The sequence below is a fragment of the Nocardia sp. NPDC049526 genome (assembly GCF_044465765.1).
Lineage (GTDB): Bacteria > Actinomycetota > Actinomycetes > Mycobacteriales > Mycobacteriaceae > Nocardia.
Genome location: NZ_JBITMA010000025.1, coordinates 41,421 through 64,777, shown reverse-complemented (window position 1 = coordinate 64,777; position 23,357 = coordinate 41,421). Strand labels below are relative to the sequence as shown.

At 66.9% G+C, this 23,357-nt stretch carries 2 protein-coding genes; both read right to left on the bottom strand.

Annotated features, from left to right (window positions below):
• Nucleotides 1-85 precede the first annotated feature (85 nt).
• Nucleotides 86-15,622, bottom strand: coding sequence for an amino acid adenylation domain-containing protein (locus tag ACIBW7_RS41140; RefSeq protein WP_397056236.1), 15,537 nt, complete (start codon nt 15,620-15,622; stop codon nt 86-88).
• Between the two features lie 122 nt (nt 15,623-15,744).
• The gene (locus ACIBW7_RS41135) at nt 15,745-23,169 is read right to left on the bottom strand and encodes an amino acid adenylation domain-containing protein (protein WP_397056234.1); all 7,425 of its coding nucleotides are present in this window, start codon (nt 23,167-23,169) and stop codon (nt 15,745-15,747) included.
• Nucleotides 23,170-23,357 lie beyond the last annotated feature (188 nt).

The window sequence follows — 23,357 nt, the reverse complement described above, 5'->3', positions numbered from 1 at the left end:
GAAGCATCGCATGGTCAGACGCCGATCGTAACCGCATTGGCAGCTTGTTCCCGCCGACGATCCACCTGCGTTCCCCGGCCGATTGCTACCGCTCAGGGGTTTCGAGCAGCTCAGCGAGCCGGGGACCGATCTCGGCCAACGCTTCGGCAGAGGTCATCAACTCGTGCGTCGACCCGATCGGGCGATCGATGATCTCATCGGAGACGAAAGGCTGCCAGTCGGCGGGGGTGCGATCTGGTCGGGCCTCGGCATCGACCGCGGCGCGAAAGAACTCGAGCGTCCCCTCGAACACCCCCGGCCGGTACTGCGACTCCAGCTCGACCGTGCGCATGGCCGTGCGGTAGATCAGCCGTAGTCGTTCGGGCGTGAGCACGTCCACGCCCTGGCCGATGGCCATCGCGTGCAGCGCTGCCACGGCCTCGTCACCGATTTCCTGCAGATTTTCCGCCGCGGGCACAGCCGCGACGTCCAGACCCAATTCGGTGAAGGCCTCGCGGATCTGGTTCCGGAAATCGGCGAAGTCGCCGCCCGGGTAGGCGTCCAGGATGGCGAGCAACTCGACCTGCGCGCCGTCGGCCTGCAGTTCGGTCGCCACCGCGTGGGCCAGTTTGCCGCCGAGCGACCAACCGAGTATCCGATACGGACCCTCGGGCCGCACCGCCCTGATCTCGGCGACATAGCGACGCACGATCTCGACCATCGAACCCGGGTGGTAGTCGTCTTCGGTGAGCGCGGGCGTCTGGATGCCGTAGATCGGTTGGTCGGCCGGGAGGACCCGGGCCAGTCCGGCATAGGACCACGACAGTCCGGCCAGCGGGTGCACGCAGAACAGCGGCGGCCTGGCGCCCGCGGCACGAATCGGGAGGATCACGCCGAGTGCGGCCGCGGAGCCGGAGTCGAAATCCCCTCCTCCCTCGGCACGGCCGTGCTCGAGCACCGCGCTGATCTGCCGCGAGATGCCCAGCACCGTCGGTTCGGTGAAGAACCAGGCGACCTTCATCTGCGCGCCGGTCACCTTGCGCAGTCGGCTGACGACCTGGGCGGCCAGCAGCGAATTGCCGCCGAGGCCGAAGAAGTCGTCGTCGATGCCGACCCGGTCGACGCCGATGACCTCGGCGAAGACGTCGGCGACGGTCGATTCGAGCGGGGTCGTCGGTGCGCGGAACTCCCGTGCCGCGAAGACGGGATCGGGCAGGGCGCGGCGATCGAGCTTGCCATTGGGGTTCAACGGCATGGCATCGAGGACCACGATGGCGGCCGGAACCATATAGGACGGCAGCTGTTCGGCGACCTGGGTCCGCAGTGCTTCGGCATCGACTGTGGTCGTTGATACGACATAGGCGACGAGCTGATCCGAACGCACCACTGCCACCGCCTGGGCCACCGAGTCGTGTGCGGTGAGAGCGGTTTCGACCTCGCCGAGTTCGATGCGCAGACCGCGCAGCTTGACCTGGAAGTCGGTGCGGCCGAGGTAGACGATCGCACCGTCGGCCTTGCGGCTGACCAGGTCGCCGGTGCGGTACATCCGGGAACCTGGCGCACCGAACGGATTGGCGACGAAGCGATCCGATGTCAGGTCGGTGCGACCGGCGTAGCCGCGGGCCAATTGCGCACCGGCCAAGTACAACTCGCCCGCGACGCCCGACGGCACCGGATGCAGCCGGGAATCCAGTACGTACGCTTGGGCATTCCAGACCGGCAGGCCGATCGGCACCGCACCCTCGATATCGGCGGCCACCGGACGGTGAGTCGCGTGGACGGCGAATTCGGTCGGTCCGTAGAGGTTGTGGAGCTCGGCCGAGCTGACCTTGCGGATCGCCTGTATCGCATCGGCGGTGCAGGCCTCACCGGCGATCAGCAGGGTGCGCAGGGATGCCAGTGCGGAGCCGTCGACCGCGCTCGCGAAGACGGTCAGCATCGAGGGCACGAACGAGGTCATGGTGACCCGTTCGGCCGCGATGACTTCCGCGAGGTACTGCGGGTCACGATGGCCGTCCGGGGTGGCCACGACGATTCGACCGCCGGTGGACAACGGGCCGAACAGCTCCCACACGGACACGTCGAACGTCGCCGGGGTCTTGAACAGCACGATGTCATCGGCACCGATGCCGTATTCACCCGTGATCCAACGGATCTGGTTCACCACTGCGGAATGCGGGACCGCCACACCCTTCGGGCGACCGGTCGAACCGGAGGTGAAGATGACGTACGCGGGGTTGCTCGGCCGCAGCGGCGCGATCCGCTCGGTGTCGGTGACCGGCTGCCCCGAATAGCCGGATAGGTCCAGCTCGTCGATCGCGATGGTAGGCAGGCCGGTCTCGAAGCCGTCGCGCGAAGTGGTCAGAACGCACACCGGTGCGGCCGACTCGAGCACATAGCCGATCCGCTCTGCGGGCTGCTCGAGGTCGAGCGGCACGTAACCGCCACCGGCCTCCTGCACGGCGTAGGCGGCGACCACGAAATCGACCGAACGCCGCAGACCAAGGGCGACAAGCTTTTCCGGACCGACGCCGGCCTCGATCAACCGCCGTGCCAACTGGTGCACGCGCGCACCGAATTCGGCATAAGTCAGGGTCGTGGAGCGACTCGATGACGGGTGGTGGTCGGGCGACGGGTGGGCCGACAAGGTCGCCGGATCGACGATCGCGACCGCATCCGGCGTCGCCGCCGCCTGCCTGGCGAATTCATCCACAAGCGTCCCGACCGCCCCGAGCTCACGGTTGGTGTCGTTCCACCGCCACAGCACCGCGGCCCGTTCGGTATCGCCGAGCAGATCGATATCGCCGACCGGTGCCTCCGGGCGAGCGACGATCTGCTCGAGCAGCCCAACGAATCGATCTACGAAACCCTGAACGGTGGCGTCGTCGAAAAGGTCCCTGGCGAAGGACAACTCGGCGGCCATACCGGCACCTGGTGCGGCCTCCTGAATGGTCAGCGACAGATCGAATTTCGCGGCATCGATCTCCAGATCGACCGCGCCGATGCGCAATCCGGGCAGTTCGAACGAGGTGTCCGGCAGATTCTGGAACGACAGCATGACCTGGAACAGCGGGTGCCGCGCGGTCGAGCGCACCGGGTTCAACAGGTCGACCAGCCGCTCGAACGGAATGTCGGCGTGTGCGAAGGCCTGCAGATCGGCATCCTTCGTATGTGCCAGCAGCGCACCGAAACTCAGTTCGCCCGGCACCTCACTGCGCAGCACGAGGGTATTGACGAACATGCCGATCACATCGTCGAGTTCGGCCTCACCGCGACCGGCGACCGGGGTACCGATGGCAATGTCATCGGTACCGGACAACCGCGCGAGCAAGACCGCGAGTGCGGTGTGGACAACCATGAACATGGTCGCGTTCTCGGCGCGCGCGAGTTCCTGCAGGCGACGGTGTAATTCGGTGCCGATCGCGAAGACCACCCGACCGCCGCGGAACGACTGCCTCGTCGGACGCGGCCTATCCATGGGCAGATTCAGCTCGTCCGGAATACCTGCGAGCGTATTGCGCCAGTAGTTCGCCTGGGCGGTGATGACGCTGTCCGGCTCGGCTTCCGAACCCAGCACCTCGCGCTGCCAGATGCTGAAATCGGCGTACTGCACCGGAAGCGGCGCCCAGGCCGGTGTCGCACCAGCCGAGCGCGATGCGTAGGCGATCATCAGATCGCGGGTCAGCGGACCCATGGACCAGCCGTCCGCGCTGATGTGATGCGCCACCAGGACGAGCACATGTTCGTCCGGCTCGACCCGGAAGAGCGCGGCCCGCACCGGAACCTCGGCCGTCACATCGAATCCGGCGGAGGCCGTCGCGATGACGTGCATGGGCAGGTCTGCCGCGCCGACGGGCACCGGAGTCAGATCCGGTACTGCCCGCTCGGCAGGCACGATCAATTGCACAGGGCCGTCGTCGGTCTGTGGATAAACGGTGCGCAGCACCTCGTGCCGCTCGATCAGATCCGCGACGGCCAGCTCCAGCGCGACCAGATCCAGCGCACCGGTCAGGCGCACGGCGGCCGGAATATTGTTCACCGCCGAGGACGGATCGAGCTGGTTGAGGAACCACATCCGCTGCTGCGCCATCGAAAGCGGAATCCGTTCCGGGCGCGGACCAGCCGTCAGCGCGCGGCGAACACCGGATCCGGCATGCTGCTCGATCTCGACCGCGAGCCCGCCCACCGTCGATGCCTCGAACAAGGTGCGCACCGGCACCCGGCCGCCGATGGCGGCGCCGAGCCGGGCCACCACCTGGGTGGCGATCAGCGAATTGCCGCCGAGTGCGAAGAAGTCGTCGTCGACGCCGACGCGATCCAAGCGGAGCACATCGCCGAATACGCCCGCCACGATTTCCTCGACCGGTGTTGCCGGGGCCCGGAATTCGCGGCTGGCGAAGGTGGGTTCCGGCAGCGCATTGCGATCCAGCTTCCCGCTGGTATTCAGCGGGAACGAGTCGAGCGCCACAATGGCGGCCGGAACCATATATGCCGGAAGGGTTCCCGCGATCGCGGCCAGCAGTTCGGTCTGATCGATCCGATGCCCCGGGTTCGGCACGGCATACGCGACCAGTTGGTCACCCAGCGTCGACGACAGCACATCGGCAACGGCTTGGCTCACCGAAGCCTCGGCCAGTAGCGCGGTTTCGATCTCGCCGAGTTCGATGCGCTGGCCGCGGAATTTGACCTGGAAGTCCGTCCGGCCGATGTAGTCGAGCACACCTGTCGCGCGCCGGACGACCAGGTCACCGGTGCGGTACATCCGGGTGCCGTCGCCGAATGGGTTGGCCACGAATCGATCCGAGGTGAGATCGGGTCGGCGCACATAGCCGCGGGCCAGCTGGTCACCGGCCAGGTACAGCTCACCGGGCACACCCGCAGGCACCGGATGCAGTCGCGAATCCAGCACGTATACCTGGGTATTCCACTGCGGCAGGCCGATCGGGACGCCGGGACGGTCGTCGCCGCGTGCCTCCCAGTAGGTCACCGAGACCGCAGCCTCGGTCGGACCGTAGAGGTTGTGCACGCGGGCATTCGACACGGCGCGCACGGCGTCGACGGTTTCCGGCGGCAGCGCCTCACCGATCACGAAGATGTCCCGCAGCGTCGGGCAGGAGCCCGCCGGGGTGTGCGCGGCGAAAACGGTGAGCATCGAAGGAACGAAATCCGTAACGGTGACGCCCTGTGCGGCAATGGTTTCCGCGACATAGGCCGGGTCGCGGTGGCCGTCGTGTGTGGCGACCACCAGTTTCGCGCCCGCGCGCAGCGGCAGGAAATATCCCCAGAGCGAGACGTCGAAGGTGGTCGCGGTCTTCTGCAGGTACACATCGCCGACGCCGAGCGGATACTCCGCGAGCATCCACGTGGTCTGGTTGTGGATGGCCGCATGCGAAATCGCCACGCCCTTGGGGCGTCCGGTCGAGCCCGAGGTGAAGATGACGTAGGCGGGGTTCTCTGGATGCACCGGACGCAGTAGTTCATCGGCGCGCACCGGATTTGCGTCGAATACGTCCAGCGCCAACGCATCCAGGTGCAGCACCGGCGTATCACCCGACACCGCAACCGCATCTGCGGTGGTGGTGAGCACCGCCACGGGCTGAGCGGTATCCAGAATGTGCGCGATCCGCTCGGCCGGATGATCCGGATCCAGCGGCACATACGCGCCGCCGGCCGTCAAGATCGCGTACATGCCGACGACCAGCTCCGGCGAACGCCGAATCGCCAGGCCCACCAGGGATTCCGTGCCGACTCCACGGTCGATCAGCAACCGTGCCAGACGGTTGACCCGCTGATCGAATTCGCGATATGTCAGCGTCGCGGAGCGACTCGATGAGGGGTGGTGGTCGGGCGACGGGTGGGCCGGCTCGACGCCCTCGTAGACCACCGCGATCGCATCGGGATGGTCCGCGACCGCTCGGCGATAACTGTCGAGCAGCAGTTCCGGGGCGACCGGATTGGCGGTCTCGTTCCAGTCGACCAGGATTCGTGCCCGCTCCGCCGGTGCCAGCAGGTCGAGTTCGCCGACCGGGATGCGCGGTGCGGCGATGATCCGGTCGAGCAGGCGGGTGAAGCGCTCCGCGAATCCCTCGACGGTCGCCTGATCGAAAAGGTCCTTGGCATAGACGAATTGACCGGCGATACCGGCGGGCACGCCGTTCGCATCGTAGGCGTCGCTCACGATGAGGTTCAGATCGAACTGCGCCACCTGAATGTCGATACCCACTCCGGAGACGGTGAGGCCGGGCAGTTCGAGGCTGGACTGCTCCAGATTCTGGAACGACAGCCCGACCTGGAACAGTGGATGCCGCGCGGTCGAGCGGACCGGGTTGAGCACCTCGACCAGCCGCTCGAACGGGATGTCCGCATGGGCGAATGCCCGGATATCTGCCTCTCGCTGACGCGCGGTCAGCTCGGTGAAGGTCGCACCGGCGTCCACCCGGGTGCGGAACACCAGGGTGTTGACGAACATGCCGATCAGATCGTCGAGCGCGGCCTCACCGCGACCGGACATCGGGGTACCGATGGCAATGTCATCGGTACCCGAGAGCCGCGCCAGCAGTACGGCCAGCGCGGTGTGCACGACCATGAACAGCGTCGCGTTCTCGGCACGGGCCAATTCGATGAGGGCACGGTGGGTTTCGGGATCGATGCGCAGCTCGGCGGTGCCGCCCGCGAAGGACTGCACCGCGGGCCGCGGCCGATCCGACGGTAGATCCAGCTGTTCGGGCAGATCGGCCAGTGCCTCGCGCCAGTAGGCGACCTGCTCGGCCGCCAGCGATTGCGGATCGTCCTCGCTGCCGAGCAGTTCGCGCTGCCAGCTGCTGTAGTCCGCGTACTGCACGGTCAGCGGTGCCCAGCCCGGCGCGGCATCCGCCGAGCGGGCCGCATATGCCAGCATCAGGTCGCGGGTCAGCGGCGCGACCGACGAACCGTCACCCGAGATGTGGTGCACCACCATGGCGAGCACGTATTCGGCCGCGCCGATGGGGCTCGTCGCTCCCGCCGCGCCGGCACCGTCGATATCGAACAGCACGACCCGGACCGGCACCTCGCTGGTGACGTCGATGGTCGTCGAGATCAGCTCGACGACGGCGGATTCGAGTTCGTCCGGCGCGACCTCGCGGATCTCGAGTTTCGGCCCGGCCGCATCCGCGGGCAGGATCAGCTGGACCGGACCCGCATCGGTCTGCGGGTAGATGGTGCGCAGGATCTCGTGCCGCTCCAGCACGTCGGCGACCGCCCGGCGCAGCGCCGCCACATCGAGGGTGCCGGTGAGGCGCACGGCAATCGGGATGTTGTAAGCCGTGGACTCGGTGTCGAACCGGTTCAGGAACCACATCCGCTGCTGTGCCGGCGACAGCGGAATATGTTGCGGCCGTTCACCCGCCACCAATGCCTTGCGGGCACCCATACCGGCGAGCTTTTCGAGCTCAACCGCGAGTTCGGCAACCGTGGATGCCTCGAAGAGCACCCGCACGGGTACCCGGGTGTCCAGTGCCGCACCGAGTCGCGCGACCAATTGCGTTGCCAGCAGCGAATTTCCGCCGAGTGCGAAGAAGTCGTCGTCCAGGCCGAGGTAGCGGCTGTCGTCCGCGCCGGTGCCGATGCGCAGCACCGCGGCGAAGATGCTCGCCACGATCTGTTCGGTATGGGTCTTCGGCGCGCGGAAGGCTGCCTGTTCGAAGACCGGTTCCGGCAGCGCCTTTCGATCCAGCTTGCCGACCGGGGTCAATGGGATCTCGTCGAGCACGACGACCGCGGACGGCACCATATGCGACGGCAATCGCCGCGCCGCGTGTTCGACGAGCACGCTGGGCTCGATGACCCGGCCGGACACCGGCAGCACATACGACACCAGGATCGTGACACCCGCGTCGCTCTGCCTGCCCATGGTGATCGCGAATTCCACATCGGCGTGCCCGCCGAGCACGGCATCGATCTCACCGAGTTCGATGCGGTAGCCGCGGATCTTCACCTGGAAGTCCGAGCGGCCGACGTATTCCAACGCCCACGGTATCGACGGCAGCGCCGCATTGCCCATCCGTACGTGGGGTTCGGCGAACCAGCGGACCACGTCACCGGTGCGGTACATCCGCGCCCCCGGCGCGCCCCACGGATTGGCCACGAAACGCTCCGCGGAAAGCCCCGGACGGTTGTGGTACCCACGCGCCAACGCGCCGCCGGACAGGTACAGCTCCCCCGCAACGCCCGGCGGGACCGGGTGCAGCCGAGCGTCCAGCACCAGCGCCGACATACCGTGTACCGGTGTGCCGATGGTGATCGGCACACCCGCCCGCAGCGTCGCGTACGAAGCGATGACGGTGGCCTCGGTCGGACCGTAGCCGTTGTAGTACCTGCGGCCCGGCTGCCACTTACCGAGCAGCTCCGGTGTCGTGGCATCGCCGCAGACCATGAGCATTTCGAGCTGATCCAGCCCGACCGGATCCACCGAGCTCAGCACCGCCGGGGTGATGATCGAATGCGTGACCCGCTCGCTGCGCAGCAGATCACCCAGTTCCGGACCACCGATCACGGCCGCGGGGACGATCACCACTGTCGCGCCGACCGAAAAAGCGACAAGCCATTCCAGCACCGACACGTCGAAGCTCGGCGAACAGATGTGCAGGAGCCGGTGCTCCGGTTCCAGCCGGTACAGGCCGACCGAATGGTCGACCAGGCCACCGAGTCCGGTGTGGGTCACGGCGACGCCCTTGGGCATACCGGTAGAGCCGGAGGTATAGATCACGTAGGCCACATGGTGCGGCCGCAACGGCGTGATCCGGTCCGCGTCGGTGACCGGCGCGGCCGATCGGTCGGCGCACAAGACATCCGTCTGGGCATCGTCGAGCGCAAGCCATTGCACGTCGTCCGGCAACTCACCCAGATATTCCGAAGCTGTGAGGCCGACAAGCGCACCCGAGTCGGTCAGCATGTGCCGCACCCGATCCACCGGGTAATTCGGGTCGACCGGCACCTGTGCGCCACCGGCCTTCGACACCGCCAACACGGCGGCCACCATCTGATAGGAGCGCGGCAGGGCCAGCGCCACAAGGCTTTCCGGGCCAACGCCGCGATCGATCAGCACCCTGGCCAATCGCGACGAGTACTCGTCGAGTTCGCGATAGCTGATCGACCTGCCCTGATAGCGGATGGCCGTCCGCTCCGCACCGCGGCGCAGCCCGCGCACCAGCAGATCGGGCAGCAGCCCACCGGCCGTCACATGATCCGGATGCACCCGGGTCAGGAACTTCGTCTCGGCTTCGGCCAGCAGCGGCAGATCACCCACCGGCAGCTCCGGCCCGGTGGTGATCGCCTCGAGCAGCCGCACGAACCGATCCGCGAATACCCGAACCGTGGACTCGTCGAACAGGTCACGCGCGAAAGAAAACACCGCGTACATGCCCTCGCACGCGCCCGGCAGCTCGGTGATCGCCAGCGACAGATCGAATTTCGCGGTATCGATATCGAGATCGACAGCACCGACACGTAATTCGGGCAGCTCGAACGAATTGTCCGGCAGATTCTGGAACGACAGCGCCACCTGGAACAGCGGATGCCGCGCCGTGGACCGCTCCGGATTCAGCAGATCGACCAGGCGCTCGAACGGAATGTCGGCGTGGGCGAAGGCCTGCAGATCGGCGTCCTGCACCGCCGAAAGCAATTCCGCGAAGGTCGCGCCGCCACGTACCCGAGTCCGCAGCACCAGCGTATTGACGAACATCCCGATGACATCGTCCAATTCGGCCGCACCACGACCGGCTATCGGCGTGCCCACGGCGATGTCATCGGTGCCCGACAGGCGCGCCAGGAAGACCGCGAGCGCGGTATGCACGACCATGAAGATCGTCGCGTTCTGTTCACGGCCGATCTCCTGCAGCCTGCGATGCACCCGCGGGTCGACCGTGAAACCGACTGTGCCACCCGCGAACGACTGTGTCGTGGGGCGCGGCCGGTCGGCGGGCAGATTCAGCTCGTCGGGCAGACCGGCCAGTGTCGTGCGCCAGAACTCGGCCTGCGCGGTAATGAGGCTTTCCGGATCGTCCTCGGAACCGAGCACCTCCCGCTGCCAAAGGCTGAAATCCGCGTATTGCACCGGTAGCGGCTGCCAGGCGGGCGGTGCACCTGCCGCGCGCGATGCATAGGCGAGCATGAGGTCACGGGTCATCGGTCCCATCGACCAGCCGTCCGCGCTGATGTGGTGGGCCACGAAAACGAGCACGTACTCGTCCTCAGGCGTGACCTGGAACAGTGCACCTCGCAATGGCACCTGATCGGTGACATCGAATCCGGCGGCGATGATCTCGACGACCTTCGCGTGCACCGCATCCGGCGCAACCAGCTGCGGTGTCAGATCCGGAACCGCCTGTGCCGCGGGCACGATCACCTGATGTGCCACGCCGTCGCGGTCGGCCGGATAGACGGTGCGCAGCGTTTCGTGCCGCTCGACCAGATCGGCGACGGCCTGCTGCAACGCGACGATATCGAGCGCACCCGTCAGCCGGACCGCCACCGGCAGATTGTTCACCGCCGATTCGGTATCGAACCGGTTGAGGAACCACATCCGCTGCTGTGCCAGCGACAGCGGAATCTGTTCCGGCCGTGCACCGGCCACCAGCGGCACCTCGCGGCGCCGACCTGCGCCGGGTGCGACCGCGGCGGCCAAGGCGGCGACCGTCGGCGCTTCGAAGACGGCGCGCACCGGGACGCGGCCGCCGATCGCGGCACCGAGCCGGGCCACCACGCGGGTCGCGACCAGCGAATTTCCGCCGAGGTCGAAGAAGTCGTCGTCAGCGCCTACGCGTTCGATGCCGAGCACATCGGCGAATACCTCGGCGACGGAGCGTTCCAGCGGCGTCGACGGCTCCCGGTAGGGCCGTCCGATGAACTCCGGTGCGGGCAGGGCCTTGCGGTCGAGTTTGCCGCTCGCATTGAGCGGCAGAGCTTCCAGACGCACGATCGCGGACGGGACCATATATGACGGCAGCGCCGCGCGTGCGTGGTCGAGCAAGACATCGTCATCGATCTGTGCGCCGGGCGCGGCCACCACATAGGCGACCAACCGATCACCGGCGCTCCCCTTGACCAGCGCCACCGCCGTGCGCTGCACAGCGTCCAGACCGAGCAGCACCGTCTCGATCTCACCGAGTTCGACGCGCTGACCGCGCAATTTGACCTGGAAGTCGCTGCGGCCCAGATATTCCAGGGCGTGGCCGCCATCACGAGGTACCCAGCGCACCACATCGCCGGTGCGATACAGCCGCGCACCGGCGGCATGCGCGACGAACCGTTCGGCCGTCAGCGCCGGTGCGTTCACATAGCCACGCGCCAATTGCACACCGGCGACATACAACTCACCGACCGCGCCGACCGGAACCGGCCGCAACTGGCGGTCGAGCACATGCACCCGAGTGTTGGCGACCGAGGTGCCGATCGGAATCGCCGCGCGCCCATCGGCTTCGGCGGGATAGGCCGTGACGACCGTCGCCTCCGCGGGGCCGTACCAGTTGAACAGATCCGCATTCGGCAGGAAGGTGTCGAAGCGCACGGCGGTCTCCCCCGATAGCGCCTCACCGGCGGCGAATACCCGGCGCAACGACGGGTACGCCGCAGGTGCGCCGTCGAGGAATGCGTCGAGCATCGATGGCACGAAATGCAGTGTGCTGACCGAGTATTCGTCGATCACGCGCGCCAGGTACGCGGGATCGCGATGCCCGTCCGGTTCGGCGATGACCACCGCCGCACCGGTCTGCAAGGTCCAGAACAGCTCCCACGTGGAGATATCGAAGGTGATCGGCGTCTTGTGCAGTACCACATCACCGGGACCGTGCGGATAGGTGCGCTGCGCCCAGCGGAATTGGTTCGCCATCTGCCGATGCGTGATCGCTACGCCCTTGGGCCGACCGGTCGAGCCGGAGGTGTAGATGACATAAGCGGTGTTGTCGGGCAGCGGTGCCGCGACGGTCGGCAGGTCACCGAAGATCGCGGCGTCGGCCGCAGAGCGCCCGAAAAGGTCGGCGTCCACGTAGACCAGTGGTGTGTCGGTCTCGGTTTCGAAGCCGGTCCCGGTCGTGGTCAACACACACACCGGAGCCGCACTGGACAGCACATATTCACTGCGCTCGGCCGGATGATCGGGATCGATCGGCACATACGCCCCACCGGCCCGCAGCACACCGTAGATCGCGACGACCATCTCGATGCTGCGCCGCATCGCCACCGCCACCAGCGATTCCGAACCGACGTCGCGGCCGGCCAGGTCCCCGGCCAGTTCGCGCGAACGCACATCGAGCTCGCGGTAGCTGAGCGTGGTGTCGCCGTAGATTACCGCGGGTGCGTCCGGGGTGCGGGCGACCTGCGCGTCGAACAGCGTCAGCAGTGTCGAATCATCCAGCAGCTCTACCACTTCGGTGGCATTGACGACGTCGAGTACTGCCCGATCGGCATCGGTGATCGCATCGACCTCGGCGATCTTGGCGAACGGATCGGTAAGGAAGCGGCCGATCAGTGTCGAGAAGCGTTGGGCCAGTGCCTGTGCCGCCGTCTCGTCGAAGACATCACGCAGATACTTGAGGGTGAAGTGCATGCGCACATCGGGGACGATCACCACGGTGACCGGATAGTGCGTGCCGTTCACCGCGACCGCGCCCTCGATGCTCATCCCATCGAGCGCGCCCGCCGCCGCCGTCAGCGCCTCCCCGTCGACCGGAAACGATTCGAATACCACCAGGGTGTCGAAAAGCCCCTCCACGCCGACGATTTCCTGAATTTCACTCAGGCCGACGTAGTGGTGATCCAGCAGCGCCGCCTGTTCGGACTGCAACTGCCGCAGCAATCCGGCGAGGGTGTCGTTCGCATCCAGGCGCACCCGGACCGGAATCGCATTGAGGAACAACCCGACCATGGTCTCGATGCCGTCGAGTTGCGGCGGACGCCCGGAAACGGTGGCGCCGAAGACGACATCGTCGCGATCCACAGTCCGGCCGATCAACAAACCCCAGGCCGCCTGGACGACGGTGTTGACGGTGACCCCGGCATCGGCGGCCAACCGGCTCAGCGCCTTGGTGTCCGCCTCGGACAGTTCGAAGCCGACTTCGCCTACGCCCGCGGCGATTACGCGGGCCGGATCGACCGAAGCCAACGGTGTCGGCTCGGTGACACCGGCCAGCACCGCACGCCAGGCCTTGCGCGCGGCACTGTGGTCCTGCGCACCGAGCCAGGCCAGATAGTCGCGGTAGGAGCGGGCCCGCGGCAGCTGGCTCGCATCACCACCGAGCACATAGAGCGTCAGCAGATCCTGGGTCAGCAGCGGCATCGACCAGCCATCGATGAGGATGTGATGGCTGGTGACCAGCAGGTGATAGGTATCGGCCGTCGAACGGATCAGGGTGAACCGCAATAGCGGCGCGGTCCGCATATCGAAATGGTCGGCCAGCTCGGCGGCCATGATCCGCTGCAACTCCGCAGCGGCCTCCGCGCGATCGGTGAGATCGACTGCACGCCAAGGCACTTCGACCTCGTCGAGCACGACCTGCACCGGATTGCCCGCGGCATCCTCGGCGAATGCGACCCGCAGATTCACATGCCGGCCCACCACGGCGACCGCCGCCGCGCGCAGTCGCTCGGCATCGACATCGCCGCCGAGATCGACCATGAACTGGGTCATATACGCATCGACCGACGACTCGGCCAGTTGCGCGTGGAACAGCATGCCCGACTGCAGCGGGGTCAGCGGCCACACCTCGGCCAGCTTCGGGTATTCCCTTGCCAGCCGGTCATTATCGGCCTGTGACAGCTCGACCAGCGGACCCTGTGCGCCGGCCTCGACCGGCGCACCCTGAGTGGCGAGCGGCGCGAGGATCGCGACCGTGCGTGATTCGAAAACGTCGCGCGGCGTGAAGATCACCCCGCGCGCCCTGGCCCGTGACACCACCTGGATCGAGGTGATGCTGTCGCCGCCGAGTGCGAAGAAGTCGTCGTCGAGGCCGATGCGCTCGATACCGAGCACCTCGCCGAGCACCTCGGCGATGATCTGTTCGATTTCGGTCTCCGGCGCCCGGTACTCCTTGGTCTCCAGCACCGGCGCGGGCAGTGCCCGGCGATCCAGCTTGCCGACCGGGGTCAGCGGAATCGTATCGAGCACCGTAATGGTCGTCGGAACCATATGGGCCGGCAGTGCGCGTTCGGCGAACGAGGTCAGCTCGTCGGTATCCACGACGGTGTCGCCCGCCGGGTGCACATAGGACGCGAGAATCGTTGCGCCGGTATCGATTTTGTACCCGATGGTGACGACGAAGTCGACACTGTCGTGCGCGCCGAGCACCGCATCGATCTCACCGAGTTCGATGCGGAAGCCGCGGATCTTGACCTGGAAGTCGTTGCGGCCCATGTATTCGATCTCACCGGCCGCGGTCCAGCGCACCACGTCACCGGTGGCGTAGAGCCGAGAACCGCTGGGTTCGAACGGATTCGCCACGAAACGCGATGCGGTCAGCGCGGGCCGATCGTGATAACCACGCGCCACCTGCGAACCCGCAATGTACAGTTCGCCGACCACGCCACTGGGCACCTGATTCAGCCGATCGTCGAGCACGTATTCGGTAATGGCACGGATCGGACCGCCGATGGTCACCACCGCACCGGGTGTCATCGGCGAGCTGATATTGGTCATGATCGTGGTCTCGGTCGGCCCGTAGCCGTTGAAGAACTCACGAGTCTTGCCATCGGCGATCGGTAATACCCAGCGCCGCACCAGATCCGGCGGACAGGCCTCACCGCCGGCGACGACGACCCGGAAATCGTCGAGCCCCGTCGGATCGACCGAGGCGAGCGCGGCGGGGGTGATGAACGCATGCGTCACCCGTTCCCGGCGCAGCAGCGTCGCCAACTCGTCGCCACCGTAGATATTCGGCGCGACCACAACCATGGTCGCCGCGCCACCGAGTGCGAGCAGCAGCTCGAGCACCGACGCGTCGAAGGACGGCGACGCAAAATGCAATGTGCGCGACTGGTTCGTGACGCGATACCGCTCGCGCTGTTCATCGCAGAAGCTGGACAGTCCCGCCTGCGTGACGACGACACCCTTCGGCTTACCGGTGGAACCGGAGGTGTAGATGACATAGGCCGGATGCTCCGCCCGCACCGCGCGGCCCCGGTCCGCATTGGTGATGGCCTCGCCCGAGTATTCCGCCAGGCGCAGTGCGAAGTCGGGCGCATCGATTACCAGCCATTCGACCCGATCCGGCAGCTCCGCCGCCACCTCGGCGACCGCGAGCCCGAGTACCGCACCGGAATCGGTCACCATGTGCGCGACGCGCTCGGCCGGGTAATCGGGGTCGACCGGTACGAATCCGGCACCGGTCTTGGCGACCGCCCACACCGCGACCACCGACGCCAGCGACCGCGGAATTCCAACGGCGACAAGATCTTCCGGACCGACGCCACGCTCGATGAGCAACCGGGCCAACCGGGTGGACCGACCGTCGAGTTCGGCGTAGCTGAGCTGTCCCAGGGTCGCGCCGGCATCGGCGAAGACGACGGCGATACCGTCCGGATTCGCCTCGGCCGCGGCGCCCATCAGCTGCGGCAGGGTGGTGACCCGCGACTGGCGGGTCCGGACCGGACGGCTACGGGCTGGCCGGGTCACGCGAACGGCCCCCCTCCGATATCGCCCGGCCACGCCCGATCCTGTCCCACCGACCGGTATCCCGGCATAGGAACTTTCCTCCCCTCGCTCATCGTCGCTACCCGGATCTCCCGGGTGGAAGATCAGCTCGGGTCCAGGACGCCCAATAGCGCACCGAGATCGACCACAACCGGGACGGCCCCGAATTCCGGCGCGGGCGCGCCGTCATCCAGCACCACCGCGTGCAGATCCTCCAGCCCCGTCACCTCGACCGGCCCGAGTCCGGCCCGATCGATGAACAGGTGCGTAACCCATTCGTCGGCCAACAGTGCCGAAAGCGTTACGCTATCCAGGTCACCGGCGGTCACCACTACCGACGCGCCGTTCTCACCTGCCGCGACCACTTCCAGCAGCGCCGCCGCCGAATCAGCGCGGCCGTACCGGAACAGCCGGGACTCGAAGGTGAGCTCGGTGCGCGCCCGCAGCCGCTTGGTCGCGACGGAAATATCGTTGTAGGACAACGTAACCGCGGCGACGAAGGCCGGATCCTCACCGCGCAGCGCCTGGGTCCGGTTGGCATAGGTCACCGGGCGCGGCGATTCGGCCGCGATCTCGGCGAGCACATCCGGATCGTCGAGTGCGAGCCAGTCGATGCTGCTGTCGGCGGGCCATGCGCCCGTGGTAATTCCGACTTTGACCTGCAGGCCGGCGGGCAGTGGTCCGTCCAGGGCGGTCACCGGGGTCAATGCGGCACCGGCTTTGAGCACCGCCCAGGTGGCGACCACCGCGTCCACCCCGCGATCCAGCCGGATCGCGACACCGGTGCGCGGACCGCAGCCGCGGCCGATCAGCACCCGAGCCAGCCGCGAGGACCGGGCGTCGAGATCCTGGAATGACACCGCGTCCTCGCCGAAGACCACCGCGGGCCCGTCCGGATCGTCCTCCACCGCGGCGGCCAGCGCCTGGGTCAGCGCCGCACCGCTGGTGACCGGAACGCCGTCGGCGGCGGGCTCCGGCACGCTTTCCGGCGCGGCCAGTGTGCGATCGCGTTCGGCGGCATCGAGGATATCGATATCGCCCACGCTGACCTGCGGGTCAGCGACGACGGCGGTGCAGATCCGAGTCAGCCTGCGGCCGAATGCCTGCACCGTCGGCGCATCGAAAAGGTCTGTGGCGTAATTGAATACCGCGACCAGCTCGCCGGGCGCGCCGTCCGTGCCGTGCCTTGGCTCGACGGTCAGCTGCAGATCGAACTTCGCCGCGACCGCACCGGTATCCAGTGCCGCGACCGTCAGCCCCGGCAGTTCCAGCTTCGGCTGCTCGAGATTGTCGAAGGACAGCACCACCTGGAACAGCGGATTGTGCGAGGTCGCGCGGTTCGCCAGCACCACCTCGACCACCCGCTCGAACGGGATATCGGCATTGCCGAAGGCCGAGAGGTCGGTCTCGCGAACATGTTCGACGAGCGCGTCGAAGGTGGTGCCCGATTCGGTCGTGGTGCGCAGCGCCAAGGTATTGACGAACATGCCGACCAGATCGTCGAGCGCGCGTTCACCGCGGCCCGCGATGGGGGTGCCGATCGTGATATCGGAACTGCCCGACAGCCGCGCCAGCAGCACCGCGAGCACCGCGTGCACGACCATGAACAGCGACGAATTATGTTCCCGGGCAATGCGAATCAGTCCGGCGTGCACCTCGGGCGAGAGCGTGAAGGCCGTCGACGCACCGCGCATGGACGGCACCGGGGGACGCGGCCGATCCAACGGTAGCTCGATCGCGCCCGACAACCCGGCCAGTTGGTCGCGCCAGTAGGCCAATTGCTGTGCGGCGACGGAGTCCTGGTCGTCATCGGTGCCGATGACCTCGCGCTGCCAGATCGCGAAGTCGGCGTACTGCACCTCGAGCGGCGCCCAGGTCGGGACATCGCCCGCACAGCGCGCGGCGTAGGCGAGCATCAGGTCACGGGCCAGCGGAGCCATCGAGGCACCGTCGGCCGAAATGTGGTGCACCACCATGGCGAGCAGATGACGGTCGGGGGTATCACCGCGCAGCAGCACACCGCGCACCGGAACCTCCCTGGTCACATCGAATCCGGTCGACATCAGCTCGGTGATGCGGACGATGGGATCGGTGCTCGACTCGACCGCGAGCCCACCCGGCCAGGCCTCGGCGACCGGCAGGATCTCCTGGTACGGCAGCCCACCCGGACCCGTCGACGGGTAGCGGGTGCGCAGCGCCTCGTGCCGCTCGAGCACATCGGCGACCGCATCGCGCAGCGCCCGCACATCGAGCGCACCGGTCAGGCCGATGCCCAGCGGGATGTTGTAGGCCGCCGAGCGCGTATCGAACTGATTGAGCACCCACATGCGCTGCTGCGCCAGCGACAGCGGCACCCGCTCCGAGCGCACCGCCGCGACCAGCGGGGCACGAGTTCCGGTCGAGGACCCGGGCACAATCCGCCCGGCCAGTGCCGAGACGGTCGATGCCTCGAACAGTTCGCGCACCGAGACATTCGCGTCCAACGCCTCGTTGATCCGACTGACCGCCCTGGTGGCCAGCAGCGAGTTACCGCCGAGGCCGAAGAAATCGTCGTCCAGGCCGACATCGCGCACACCGAGCAATCCGGCGAATACTCCCGCGACGGCCTGCTCGATGGGGGTCTGCGGGGCACGGTAGGTGGCGCTACCGACGAATTCCGGTGCGGGCAGCGCCTTTCGGTCCAACTTGCCGTTCGGGGTCAGTGGCAGTGCGTCGAGTACGACGATCGCGTCCGGAACCATATAGCCGGTCAGGAATTCGGCAACCGCGGCACGCAGCTGCGCACCCTGCACCCGCGAATTCGCCTCGGCCACAACGTATCCGACCAGGCGATCACCCGCGTGCTCGTCGGAGCGCACCAGCACGACCGACTGGCTGACCGCGCTCTGGGCAAGTAGCGCCGATTCGATCTCACCGAGTTCGATGCGGAAGCCGCGCAACTGCACCTGCTGGTCACTGCGCCCGGCGTATTCGAGATTCGCGTGGCCCGCGAAACCGGCCCAGCGACCCAGGTCGCCACTGCGGTACATGCGAGATCCCGGCGCCCCGAACGGATTCGCCACGAACCGGGTCGCGGCCAGCCCGGGCCTACCGAGGTAGCCGCGGGACAACTGCGCACCGCTGACGTAGATTTCGCCCGCCACTCCGACCGGAGCGGGATGCAGCCGGTCGTCGAGCACATAGGTCTCCAGGCCGGGCAATGCGCGACCGATCGCACTGGCCGGATTCTCGGCGAGCTGCTCATCCAGTGCCAGGAACGACACGTGCACCGTGGTCTCGGTGATGCCGTACATATTGACCAGCCACGGCGCATCGAAGGCATGTCGCTCGTACCAGTGCCGCAACTGCCGCAGATCCAGTGCCTCACCGCCGAATACGACATAGCGCAACGCGAATTTGCCCTGGTCTCCGGCATGTGAGGCGCGGTCGGCCTCGGCCAGCTGATAGAACGCCGACGGCGTCTGGTTCAGAACCGTGACCTGTTCGCGAATCAGCAAGTCGCGGAACTGTTCCGGGGAGCGGGAGGTCAGGTAGTCGACAACGACCACGGTGCCGCCATTGGCGAGCGCGCACCACAGTTCCCACACCGAGAAGTCGAAGGCGTAGGAGTGGAACAGCGTCCACACATCGGTCTCGTCGAATTCGAACATCAACTGGGTGTTGGCGAACAGCTCCACCACATTGCGGTGCGCGACGCCGACGCCCTTCGGGACACCCGTCGAGCCCGATGTGTAGATGACGTAGGCCAGGTTGTCCGGACGCAGCCGGGACGTGCGCTCGATATCGGTGATCGGCGATTCGCCGAAGCCCGCGGTCTCATCCAGCAGCACCAACGGAATATCCGTTGCCGGAATTTCGCCCAGCAGATCGAATGTGGTCAGCACGCAGGTCGGCTGTGCGTCGGTGAGCATGAACTCGAGCCGCTGCGCCGGGTAGGTGGTGTCGATCGGCAGATATCCGGCACCGGCGGTGAGCACGCCGAGCAGTGCGATGGGCAGCTGCTCGCAGCGTTCGACGGCAACGGCGACCAGCGCTTCCGGCCCCGCACCGCGCGCCATCAAGGCCCGCGCCACCTGGTTCGCGCGCCGCTGCAGTTCACCGAAACTGATTGCGGTATCGCCGAATCGGACCGCGATCGCATCCGGTCGGCGACGCGCCTGCGCCTGGATGAGATCGACCAGTGTCACATCGGGCACCATCGCCCCAGCCGAATTCCATTCGTGCAGTACCAGATCGCGCTCACCGGGGGCGAGTAGATCGATATCGCCCAGCACCGCATCGGAATCGGCGGCCACTGCGGACAGCACCCGTAGGAAGCGATCGGCGAAGTCCTGCACGGTGGCGGCATCGAAGAGATCGGTGGCGTAGGTGAACGTCGCCGACATGCCACGTGCGGCTGTGTCCGATTCGCGGCGTTCCCGGTGCCCTACGTGGTTACGCTCCGCTACCGCCTCCGGGCCCGTCGCTCGCGCCGCAAGGTTCTCCGCGATCTCGAGCTGCAGATCGAACTTGGCCAGCGCCACCCCGTGATCCACACCCGCGACCGTCAGGCCCGGCAGCTCCAGTTCGGTACGCGCCAAATTCTGGAAGACCAGCATCACCTGGAACAGCGGATGCCGTGCGGCCGAGCGCACCGGATCGAGCAGCTCGACCAGCCGCTCGAACGGCACGTCGGCGTGCCCGAAGGCCTCGATATCGACCTTGCGCACCGTACGCAGCAGATCGTCGAAGGTCATGCCGGGATCGATCTCGGTCCGCAGCACCAGGGTGTTGACGAACATGCCGATCAAATCGTCCAACGCCGCCTCACCGCGACCGGCCACCGGGGTGCCGACCGTGATATCGCGGGTGCCCGACAGCCGGGCGAGCAGTACCGCGAGCGCTGCGTGCACGACCATGAACAGCGTCGAATTGTGCTCGTGCGCAAGGTCATCGAGTCGCGTGTGGATCTCGGCACCGATGTCGAAGGTGACGACGGCGCCGTTGTGCGATGACGTGGCCGGCCGCGGCCGATCCGCGGGCAGATCCAATTGGTCCGGCAGCGCGGCCAATTCGTGGCGCCAGAATTCGATCTGCTGCGCGAGGACCGATTCCGGATCGGCCTCGCTGCCGAGGGTTGCGCGTTGCCAGATGGTGTAGTCGGCGTATTGCACCGCCAGTGGCGGCCATTCGGGCCGCCCGCCGCGCAGGCGATCGGAGTACGCCGCCACCAGATCGCGGGCCAGCGGACCGAGCGAGAAACCGTCTCCCGCGATGTGGTGCACCACGCACGACAGCACGTACTCGGATTCGCCGAGCTGGAACAGCCGCAGGCGCACCGGCGGCGCGACCGTCACATCGAACCCGGCAAGCACCTCGGCCCGGATCAGATCCGAAAGCTCTTGTGCCGCAGCGGCGGTGACCGGAAGCTCCGGCACTGCACGCGTATCGGAAACCGGCAGGACAACCTGGAAGCCCTCACCATCGATATCGGGATAGATGGTGCGCAGCACCTCGTGCCGCTCGGTCAGATCGTGGGCCGCCGCGCGCAGTGCGTCGACATCCAGTCGTCCGGACAGCCGCACCGCCAGCGGAATGTTATTGACCGCGCCGGCCGTATCGAAACGGTTCAGGAACCACATCCGCTGCTGCGCATACGACAGCGGAATCCGATCGGGACGGGTCTGCGCGGTGAGCGCCCGGCCGTCGGCCGAACCCGCGTGCTGCTCAACACGTTCGGCGAGTACGGATACCGTCGAGGCCTCGAAGATCAGCTGCACCGGCACCCGGATACCGAGTGCGAAACCGATGCGCGCGGCGGCCTGGGTGGCCAGCAGCGAATTGCCGCCGAGTGCGAAGAAATCGTCGTCGACACCGACGCGTGCGTCCGTGCTGCCGCCGTGCAGCACCGCCGCGAATACATCGGCGATGATCTCCTCGACCGGTGTCGCCGGGGCACGGAACTGACGTGCGGTGAAGACCGGTTCGGGCAGCGCCGCCCGGTCCAGCTTGCCGACCGGGGTCAGCGGAATCTCGTCCAGCACCGTGATCGCGGCCGGAATCATGTAGTCCGGCAACGATTCTCCGATATGCGCGGCCAGCTGTCCGGTATCGAGAGTGGCGCCGTCACGCGGCAGCACATACGCGACCAGCGCGGTCGTACCCGAAGGCAGCGTCTTGCCGAGTGTGGCCGCGAAATCGACATCCGGATGCGCGGTGAGCGCGTTATCGATCTCCCCGAGTTCGATACGCAAACCGCGGATCTTGACCTGGAAATCGGAACGTCCGAGGTACTCCAGTGCACCGGTTTCGGTGCGCCGCACCAGATCTCCGGTGCGGTAGAGACGCGCACCCGGGTTCTCCACCTCCGTGCCGAACGGGCTGGCCACGAAGCGCTCCGCGGTCAGCGCCGGTCGGCCGAGATAGCCCTGTGCGAGCACCGCACCCGAGACGTAGAGCTCACCGACGACGCCGGCGGGCACCGGCCGCAACCGCGCATCGAGAACGAAAGCGCCGACGCCCGCGACGGCGGAGCCGATGGTGACGGGCTCACCGGACTGAAGGGCCTCGGTGCTGGTGACCATGACGGTCGCCTCGCTCGGCCCGTACGCATTGAAAACCGAGCGGCCGCTATCCGCCCACCGCGCCACCAATTCCGCGGGGAGCCGATCACCACCGGCCACCACGACCTGCAGGTCATCGAGATCAGCGGTATCCAGCGATTCCAGCGCACCCGGGGTGATCAGCAGATGGGTGACCTGCTCGCGGCGCAGCAGATCCGCGAGTTCGGCGCCGCCGAATACCGTCGGCGGCGCGATGACCAGCGTCGCGCCCACCGAGAAGGTGAACAGCGTCTCCATAATCGAGAAGTCGAAACTGGGCGAGCTGAGATGTGAGACGCAGGAATCCACGTCGATCAGATAGTGCTCGCCGATCGCCGCCAACCCGGCCAGACCGGTGTGGGTGACCGCGACGCCCTTCGGCTTACCGGTGGAACCCGAGGTGTAGATGACGTAGGCCGGATGGTTTTCATTGACCGCCCGCACCCGATCGGCATAGGAGACCGGGTGATCGGGCCGGGCGGCGATGCGCTCCGACACCACCGGATCGTCCAATTCGATCCAATAGGCCGAGGTCCCGAGCTTGGCGCGATGCGCGGAGGTGGTCAGACCGTGTGCGGCGCCCGAATCGGTCACGATGTGCTGGATCCGTTCCGCCGGATAGTTCGGATCGACCGGCACATAAGCCGCACCAGACTTCGCGATCGCCCACAGCGCGACGATCGATTCGACCGAGCGGGTAATACCCATCGCCACGTAATCGCCGGCGCCGATCCCGCGATCGATCAACTCGCGCGCGACCCGCGAGGATGCGGCATCCAATTCACGGTAGGTGAGTTCACGCTGATCAGCCGGATTATCGGTCGGATTGAACCGGAGTGCGACAGAGGTGGCCGCGGACTCCACTGCGGCAGTGAGCAGCTGGGCCAACAGCGGGCTGCCCGACCTGCGGCGGCGACTACCTCGGGCGGAACGACGAGCAGTTTCCATTCGGGTGTAATCACCTCTCGGGTCGAGCTAAGACCTGCCCCCGACCCCGTAAAAGGGCACGTGCGCCGGGGGCCAAACCAGTCCGAGTCATCATATAAGCCTTGCAACATGCACTGATACGCCTCCGCCTCAGACGGCGCAGACGTGACAGCTGTGTATCGGTCTCAGACGGTAGATGTTGCGACGCA